Origin of the sequence: Pseudonocardia sp. NPDC046786 (assembly GCF_040645415.1) — a bacterium.
Lineage (GTDB): Bacteria > Actinomycetota > Actinomycetes > Mycobacteriales > Pseudonocardiaceae > Pseudonocardia > Pseudonocardia kongjuensis.
Map to the genome: position 1 here is coordinate 25,804 of NZ_JBEYYF010000039.1, position 8,646 is coordinate 34,449.

6 protein-coding genes are annotated in these 8,646 nt (G+C 74.7%); 1 reads left to right on the top strand and 5 read right to left on the bottom strand.

The window, feature by feature from the left end:
• Window positions 1–67: 67 nt before the first annotated feature.
• From ABZ881_RS29340 to ABZ881_RS29360, 5 genes are all read right to left on the bottom strand, one after another.
• Window positions 68–709 (bottom strand): response regulator transcription factor, encoded by a 642-nt coding sequence (locus tag ABZ881_RS29340; protein ID WP_358489042.1) that lies wholly within the window; start codon window positions 707–709, stop codon window positions 68–70.
• Entirely contained in the window at window positions 678–2,756 is a 2,079-nt protein-coding gene (locus ABZ881_RS29345) for a sensor histidine kinase (protein WP_358489044.1), read from the bottom strand. Before ABZ881_RS29345 ends, ABZ881_RS29340 begins: the two co-directional genes overlap by 32 nt.
• Before the next feature lie 4 nt (window positions 2,757–2,760).
• Entirely contained in the window at window positions 2,761–3,459 is a 699-nt protein-coding gene (locus ABZ881_RS29350; RefSeq protein ID WP_358489047.1) for a hypothetical protein, read from the bottom strand.
• 122 nt (window positions 3,460–3,581) lie between these two features.
• Entirely contained in the window at window positions 3,582–4,703 is a 1,122-nt protein-coding gene (locus ABZ881_RS29355) for an MFS transporter (RefSeq protein ID WP_358489052.1), read from the bottom strand.
• Window positions 4,700–5,590, bottom strand: a complete 891-nt coding sequence (locus ABZ881_RS29360; RefSeq protein ID WP_344017465.1) for a PAC2 family protein — start codon at window positions 5,588–5,590, stop codon at window positions 4,700–4,702. Before ABZ881_RS29360 ends, ABZ881_RS29355 begins: the two co-directional genes overlap by 4 nt.
• Window positions 5,591–5,752: 162 nt before the next feature.
• Here ABZ881_RS29360 and metH point away from each other — a divergent pair.
• Window positions 5,753–8,646: methionine synthase (gene metH / locus ABZ881_RS29365; RefSeq protein ID WP_358489049.1), on the top strand; the 2,894-nt coding region annotated here is incomplete at its 3' end.

Sequence of the window (8,646 nt, forward strand, 5' to 3'; positions counted from 1 at the left end):
CTCCCGCGTCCCGGGACCGAGCGTTCTCCCTGAACCCCGCTTCAGGTCCAGGGCGTGGTGGTGCGGTTCACGGCCCGAGCCCGGCCGCCCTGGCCCGGTCGGCGGCGTCGGCCCGGTCGGCCACGCCCAGCTTCGCGAGCACCGACGACACCAGGTTGCGGACGGTTTTCTCGCTCAGCCCCAGCCGGCCCGCGATCCGCGGGTTGGTCAGACCGGCGGCCAGCCCGGTCAGCACCTCCCGCTCCCGGGCGCTGAGCTGCGGGAACGGCAGCGGCGCCGGGGTCGCCGGGGCCAGCAGCGCGGGCAGTCGCCCGGCCACCGACGGGCCGAGGATCGCCTCACCGCCGGCGACGGTGCGCACCGCCCGCAGGATCTCCGCCCGGGCCGCGCCCTTGAGCAGGTAGCCGCGGGCGCCGGCGCGCAGCGCGGCCAGCACCGAGTCGTCGTCGCCGGACATGCTGAGCACCAGCACCCTGGCGTGCGGGCTGGCGGTGACGATCCGCTCGGTCGCGGTGATCCCGCCCATCCCGGGCATGGTCAGGTCGAGCAGCACGACGTCCGGATGGTGCGCGACGACCGCGGCGAGCGCCTCCTCGCCGGTCCCGGCCTCGCCGCACACCTCGACGTCGGCGGCGGTGCCGAGCAGTGTCCGCAGCCCGGCCCGGAACGGGGCGTGGTCATCGACGATCAGCGTCCGGATCCGGTCCATCCGCACCTCCCGCTCCGTTCCCGGCCGGGAGCACGGCGTGCACCCGGGTCCCGCCGCCGCCGGCGGCCGGGCCGACCGTAGCGCGGCCGCCCAGCTCCGCGGCCCGCTCGGCCATCGACCGCAGCCCGACCCCGGTCCCGGGCCCGTCCGGCGGGCCGATCCCGTCGTCGGTGACCGTGACGTGCAGGTCGTCGCCGCACATCCGCAGCGCCACCCCGATCCGGGTGGCCCGGGCGTGCCGGTCGGCGTTGGCGACGGCCTCGGTGACGATCCGCAGCGCCGCCACCTCGGCGGCGGCCGGCAGCTGCGGCAGCGGCGCCGGCAGGTCGAGCTCGGCGGCCGGCACGCCGCGCGGCCTGCCCTGCAGCTGGGCCCGGACCGTCCCGGCGAGCCCGAGCGTGTCCAGCGCGGGCGGCCGCAGACCGTCGACGAGCCGCCGGACGTCGTCGAGCGCGGTCCTGGCCTGCACCGCGATCTCGGCGAGCTCGTCCGGCCCGCCGCCGGTCTCCCGGGCCGCGTCGGCCCGCATGACCAGCCCGGCCAGCGTCGGGCCGAGGCCGTCGTGCAGGTCGCGCCGCATCCGCCTGCGCTCCTCCTCGCGGGCCCGTACCAGGTGCTCCCGGGACCGCTGCAGGTCCTCGGCGAGCAGCCGGGCCCGGTCGGTCGCCCGCACGGCGCGGACGGTGCTCGCGATCGGCCCGGACAGGTCGCGCAGCAACCGGCGGTCGCGCGCCGACAGGCTTCGCTCGCCGGGCCGCGGCCCCAGCACCAGCCGTCCGACGTGCTCGGCACCCGCGGTCAGCTCGACGATCTCCTCGCCGGCGGGCGCCGGATCCGGCCCGGCGGCGGCGGCGCGGATCGGGCGCCCGGCGTCCGCGTCGACCTCGATCCGCACCGACGACAGCTGGAGTGCGTCCCGGACGGTGCCGGCGATCCCGGGCAGCGACGACGGATCGGCGACCGCCTCCAGCCGGTGGCCGAGGCCGGCGAGCACCGCGTAGGGGTCGCCGCGCTCGCCGTAGAGGAACCGGTCGACCCGGCGCTGCAACCGGCTGCGCAGCGGTGCGAACAGCACCGCCGCCACCGCGACGCCGAGCAGCGCCGCCGGCAGGTCCCCGCGGCTGCCGAGCAGCGGTTCCAGCATCCGCCCGCCGAGCGCGACGGCGCCCAGGTAGATGCCGACGACGCTGCCGGACAGCACGACCAGCACCACGGTCCGGCCGATCACCAGCTCGATGTCGAGCAGCCGGTGCCGGGCCACCGCGATCCCGATGGACACCGGCACCAGCAGCGCCGCGGTGGAGCCGAGCAGCTCCCAGAACGGCACCGCCGACGGCCACGGCCCCGGCTCGTCGTCGGTGAGTCCGGCGACGAGCCGGGCGAGCACGACCAGCGCCGCCATCCCGAGCGCCCAGACCGGCCAGGCAAGCCTGCGCCGCTCGGTGCTGCCCGGTGCGGCCCGGCCGAAGCGGACGACGAGCAGCACCACCCCGGCCACCATCACCAGCCCGCAGGCCAGGGTGAACAGCGTCGTCACCGGTTCGGCGAGGCCGGCCAGCGCCGGGACGCCGAGCGGATTGGGCCGGGTCCCGACGCCGAGCTGGGTGTCCGGGCCGGGACGCACCGCGGCGAGCAGCGCGGCCGGCACGGCCAGTGCGGTCAGCCCGAGCACGGCGGGCCGGCCCCGGCGGGGCACCGTCCCGTGCGGGAACACCAGCGGCACCAGCACCAGCATCAGGTTCGCCGGCACCCACAGCCAGGTCTGCGGCCAGCCGAGCGCGGCCGCCGCGATCGAGCCCTCCGGCAGCCGCAGGGCCAGCCGCCCGGCGGCCTCGGGCAGCGCGAAGCAGGCCGCGGAGCCGAGCAGGAGCAGGCCGACCCGGTGCCCGGGGCGGTGCTCGAGCACCAGCCCGCCGGTCACCGCGCAGGCCGCGACGAACGGCAGCACCCAGAGCTGGGTCAGCGGTTCGCCGGCGTCCAGGGCGAGCGCCGCGGCGACGGCGCACACCAGCAGGACGGCGCCCGCGGCACCGGATCGGGAGGTCACCGGTTCAGTCTGCCGCCGCGCGGGCCGCGCTGCGGGCGAGCAGCGGCCCGGACACGATCAGCCACAGCGCACCGGGCAGCAGCGCGATGTACTGCACCGGCGCCAGCTGGGTGGCGAGCAGCAGCACGGCGGCGACCGCGCCGGTGACCGCGAGCCCGCGGCCCACCGAACGCCGCGCGAACCCGGCGCGGGCGACGGCGGCGGCGCTGAGGCCGAGACCGCCCCACAGCCACGGTACCGCCCCGTAGTGGACCACCATCGAGCCGACGGTGTCCGGATCGGCGATCGCGCCGTCGCCGACCGACCACCACAGCTCGGTGTCCAGCCCGGCGCCGAGGAACACCGCGACGGCGGTCAGCGCCACCCCGCCCGCGGCCACCGCGGGCACCAGGCCGCCGGGCGGCTCGCGCAGCGCGAGATGCCGGTACAGGCCGGCGGCGAACACCATCAGCAGCGTGACGACCAGCGCGGACAGCGCCTGGTGCGCCCAGACGATGCTGCTGTGCTCGGCCACCGACGCGGTCATCCGGCTGCTGTCGCCGGCGTCCCAGGCGTCCTGGGTGTAGATGCCCGCGGTGCCGAGCAGGCCGGCCGCGCCGGCGAGCCCGGCGGCGGCGCCGCACCAGGCCCAGCCGGTGCCGGGCGGGCCGGCGACGAGCCGGGTGGGTGCGGTGCGGGGGAGTGGTGGCGGGACGGCGTGCACGGCGGGATCCTCTCCGGACGGGATGTCGGTCGGGAACCACCGTGTCGCCGCCGGTGTCCCGGCCGGCAGGGCCGGTCCGTCCCGGCCGGCCGGGACGCACCCGGGACCGGCCGCCGCCCGGTTCAGGCCCGGCGCCGGTCCACGGCCAGCACCGCGGGCACCGCCGACGCCAGCAGCCCGGCCGGCACCAGGAAGGCGGCCAGCGGATCGGCGTGGTGCAGCGGGGTGATGACCATCGGCGACGCCGCCGTCCCGGCGAACCGGCCCGCCTGCACGACCGACACCGCCCCGCCGCCGTTCGCCCCGCCCGGGCCGAGCGCGAGCGTGTTCACCCCGACCAGGACGAACTGGCCGCACACCCCGGCCAGCGCCCAGCAGGTCACGACCGCGGCGAGCACCGGGGCCGTGCCGATCCCGGCGACCGTCAGCGCCCCGCCGACGGCGCCGAGCGCGACGCAGCGGCGCGCGCCGATCCGGTCGATCGCGCCGCCGACCGCCCGGGCGGACAGGATCCCGGCGACACCGAGCGCGGTCAGCACCAGCCCGCGGGCGCCCGAGCCGAGCTCGAAGACCTCCTCCAGGCGCAGCGCGAGCAGGAAGTTCAGCCCGGCCAGCAGCCCCCAGCCCAGCCCGGCGGCCAGCCCGAGCCGCAGGATCGGGCCGGTCCACACCGAGCGCAGCCGCGGCCGCCCGGCCGGTGACGGCCCCGGAGCGGCCCCGCCGGGCAGCCCGACCAGCCCGAGCGGCAGCGCGACCGCGGCGGCGCCGCCGAACGCCAGCCGCCAGTCGACCTCCGCGGCCAGGCCGCCGACCAGCGGGGCGAACGTCTGGCCTGCGGCCTGCAGCGAGCTGAACCAGCCCAGCGCCCGGCCGAGCCGGTCGGGCTCCACCGTCGCGGCCAGCGCGGCCAGCAGCAGCGGCGTGGTGAAGGCGTTCGCGACGCCCTGCAACGCCCGGGCGGCCAGGAACACCGTCCAGGTCGCCGCGAGCATGCAGGCCAGCGAGGCGACGACGTACAGCGCGTACCCGGCGACCACGGTCCGGGACCGGCCCCACCGCTCGCCGAGCGTGCCGGAGACGAGCAGCGCGGCGGCGAACGGCAGCAGGTAGGCCGTGATGGACGCCGACGCGGCCGCCGTCGGGACACCGAACTCGGCACCCAGCTCCGGCAGGATCGCCGCGGTCAGGCCACCGCCGAACGGGCCCAGGAAGGCGCCCGCGAACAGCGCGACCCGGCGGATCAGGAGTTCGGGCCGCGGCGGCGCAGGTAGCGTTCGAAGTCGGCGGCGATCGCGTCGCCGGAGGTCTCCCGCATCTCGGTCCGCGCCTCCTCCTCGTCCGACTCGTTGGCCTGCTCCTCGAGCTGGCGGACGTACTCGCGGACCTCGTCGTCGGCGTCGGCCATCTCGGAGACCGTCCGCTCCCACTCCTCGGCCTTCTCCGGGAGCGAGCCGAGCGGCACCTCGACGTCGAGCGCCTCCTCGATCCGGTGCAGCAGCGCCACCGCCGCCTTCGGCACCTGGGCCTGCGAGACGTAGTGCGGCACCTCGGCCCAGTACGAGACGGCCGGGATCCCGGCCTGCACGCAGGCCTGCTGGAACACCGCGACGATGCCGGTCGGGCCCTCGTAGTTCGACGGCTCGGTGCCCATCTCGGCGAGCGACTCCGCGTCCCAGGACGTCCCGTTCACCGGGGTGGGGCGGGTGTGCGGGACCTCGGTGAGCAGCGCACCCAGTGTGATGACCTTCGTCACTCCCAGCCGTTCGGCCTGACCGATCAGCTCGGCACAGAACGAGCGCCAGCGCAGGTTGGGCTCGATCCCGTTGACCAGCACGACGTGCCGTCCGGTGCCGGGCAGCGTCGCCCAGGACAGCCGGGTGGTCTGCCACTCGATCCGCCGGGTCACCCCGCCGGCCAGCTTCACGTGCGGCCGCGTGACCTGGAAGTCGTAGTACTCCTCGGGATCGATCGAGGTCAGCGGCTCGGCATCCCAGCTGAGCTCCAGGTGCTCCAGAGCGGTGCTCGCGGCCTCCCCGGCGTCGTTCCAGCCCTCGAACGCGGCGATGAGGACCGGCTCGACCAGGTCGGGGGTCTCTCCGCCACCCGTGGTGCTCGGCTCTCGGTCGGTCATCGGACCAGCCTACGACCCCGGACGCTCAGAACCCGGGTGAGACCCGGCCGGCGGGTAGCCTGACTGATCGTGTCATCTACGACGGGAGCGGATCACTCGGTGAGCAACTCTTCGGGCGGCGAGAACACGGCAGCTCAACCGGACCCTGAACGGGTCCAACGGGTGGAGCGGAAGACCCAACAGCTCAGGGAGTTGCTGGGCCGGCGGATCGGGGTCATCGACGGCGCGTGGGGCACCGTCATCCAGGGGCTGGGGCTGTCCCCCGAGGACTACACGGCGGACTTCCTGGACGGCCACCCCAAGGACACCAACGGCGACCCGGACCTGCTGAACCTGACCCGTCCGGACGTCATCCTCGACGTGCACCGCCGGTACTTCGAGTCCGGCGCGGACCTGACCACCACCAACACCTTCACCGCGACCACGATCGGCCAGGCCGACTACGCGCTGGAGGACTACGCCGGCCGGATGAACACCGAGGCCGCGCGGCTGGCCCGGCAGGCCGCCGACGAGGCCGAGGCGGCCACCGGCGAGCCGAAGTGGGTGGCCGGGTCGATCGGGCCGCTCAACGTCACCCTGTCGCTGTCGCCGAAGGTGGAGGACCCGGCCTACCGCGCCGTCACCTACCAGCAGGTCTACGACTCCTACGCCGCGCAGATCGCCGCGCTGGACGCGGGCGGCGTGGACATCCTGCTGATCGAGACCATCTTCGACACGCTGAACTCCAAGGCGGCGCTGCAGGCCGCCCGCGACACCGCGCCGCACCTGCCGGTGTGGATCTCGGTGACGATCGTCGACCGCTCCGGCCGGACGCTGTCCGGGCAGACCGTGGACGCGTTCTGGACCTCGGTGCGGCACGCCGAGCCGCTGGTCGTCGGCCTGAACTGCGCGCTGGGTGCGGACGAGATGCGCCCGCACGCCGCGGCGCTGTCCGAGATCGCCGACACCTTCATCGCGACCTACCCGAACGCCGGGCTGCCGAACGCGTTCGGCGGCTACGACGAGACGCCGGACCAGACCGCCGCGCTGCTGCGCGAGTTCGGCGAGGCCGGTCTGGTCAACATCGTCGGCGGCTGCTGCGGCACCGGGCACGACCACATCCGGGCGATCGCCGACGCGGTCAAGGACCTGCCCCCGCGGGTCCCGGTCGAGGCGCCGACGAGCACCCGGTTCTCCGGCCTGGAGCGCTTCGAGATCGGCCCGGACACCGGCTTCGTGATGATCGGTGAGCGGACCAACGTCACCGGCTCCAAGCGGTTCCGCAGGCTGATCGAGTCCAAGGACTACAACGGCGCGCTGGACGTCGCGCTGGACATGGTCCGCGGCGGCGCGAACATGCTGGACGTCAACATGGACGCCGACCTCCTCGAGTCCGACGAGGAGATGACGACCTTCCTGAACCTGCTGGCCACCGAGCCGGAGATCGCCCGGCTGCCGATCATGATCGACAGCTCCCGGTGGGGGGTGATCGAGGCCGGCCTGCGGTGCGTGCAGGGCAAGGGCGTGGTCAACTCGATCAGCCTCAAGGAGGGCGAGGAGCCGTTCCTGGAGCAGGCCAGGATCGTCCGCTCGTTCGGTGCGGGCGTCGTGGTGATGGCGTTCGACGAGACCGGGCAGGCCGACACCGCCGACCGTAAGGTCGAGATCTGCGGGCGTGCCTACGACCTGCTGGTCGAGCAGGCCGGGTTCCCGCCCGAGGACATCATCTTCGACCCGAACATCCTCGCCGTCGCCACCGGCATGGAGGAGCACAACGACTACGCGCGCAACTTCATCGAGGCGCTGCCGCGGATCAAGGAGCGCTGCCCGGGGGCGCACATCTCCGGCGGCGTGTCGAACCTGTCGTTCGCCTTCCGCGGCAACAGCGTCGTCCGCGAGGCGATGGACTCCGCGTTCCTGTTCCACGCCATCAAGGCCGGCCTGGACATGGGCATCGTCAACGCCGGCCAGCTCGCCGTCTACCAGGACATCCCGGCCGACCTGCTGGAGATGGTCGAGGACGTCCTGTTCAACCGCAGGCCGGACGCCACCGACCGGCTGGTCGAGTCGGCCGACCGGTTCAAGGGCGAGGGCACCCAGCGCAAGGTCGACCTGACCTGGCGGGAGAACGACGTCCGCGACCGCATCTCGCACGCGCTGGTGCACGGCATCGTCGACTACGTCGAGGAGGACACCGAGGAGGCCCGCGTGCAGGCCGCCCGGCCGCTCGACGTCATCGAGGGCCCGCTGATGGACGGCATGAAGATCGTCGGCGACCTGTTCGGCGACGGCAAGATGTTCCTGCCGCAGGTCGTCAAGAGCGCGCGGGTGATGAAGCGCGCGGTCGCCTACCTGGAGCCCTTCATGGAGAAGGAGAAGGAGGAGGCCAGGGCCCGCGGCGAGGTCCAGTCCGACCGCGGCAACGGCAAGGTCGTCATGGCCACGGTCAAGGGCGACGTGCACGACATCGGCAAGAACATCGTCGGCGTGGTGCTGGGCTGCAACAGCTACGAGGTGATCGACCTCGGCGTGATGGTGCCCGCCCAGACGATCCTGGACACCGCGGTGGCCGAGGGCGCCGACGTCGTCGGGCTGTCCGGGCTGATCACCCCGTCGCTGGACGAGATGGTCGGTGTGGCCGCGGAGATGGAGCGGCGCGGGCTGAAGCTGCCGCTGCTGATCGGCGGCGCGACCACCTCCAAGCAGCACACCGCGGTGAAGATCGCGCCCGCCTACGACGGCGACGTGCTGCACGTGCTCGACGCGTCCCGGGTCGTCGGCGTGGTCTCCGACCTGCTCGACGACGACCGCTCCGAGGTGCTGTCGAGGACCAACGCCGAGGACCAGGAGCGGCTGCGCGAGCAGCACGCCGGGCGCGAGCAGAAGCCGCTGCTCGGCATCGAGGAGGCCCGCGCCAACCCGGAGAAGGTCGCCTTCGACGAGCTGCCGGTGCCGGCGTTCACCGGCACCCGGGAGTGCGCCCCGTCGATCGCCGAGCTGCGCGAGCTGATCGACTGGCAGTTCCTGTTCCTGGCCTGGGAGATGAAGGGCAAGTTCCCGCAGATCCTGGACGAGCC

What these genes read in the sequence shown, in the direction of transcription:
- ABZ881_RS29340 (WP_358489042.1), bottom strand. Translation starts at nt 709, where the DNA reads ATGGACCGGATCCGGACGCTGATCGTCGATGACCACGCCCCGTTCCGG.
- ABZ881_RS29360 (WP_344017465.1), bottom strand. Translation starts at nt 5,590, where the DNA reads ATGACCGACCGAGAGCCGAGCACCACGGGTGGCGGAGAGACCCCCGAC.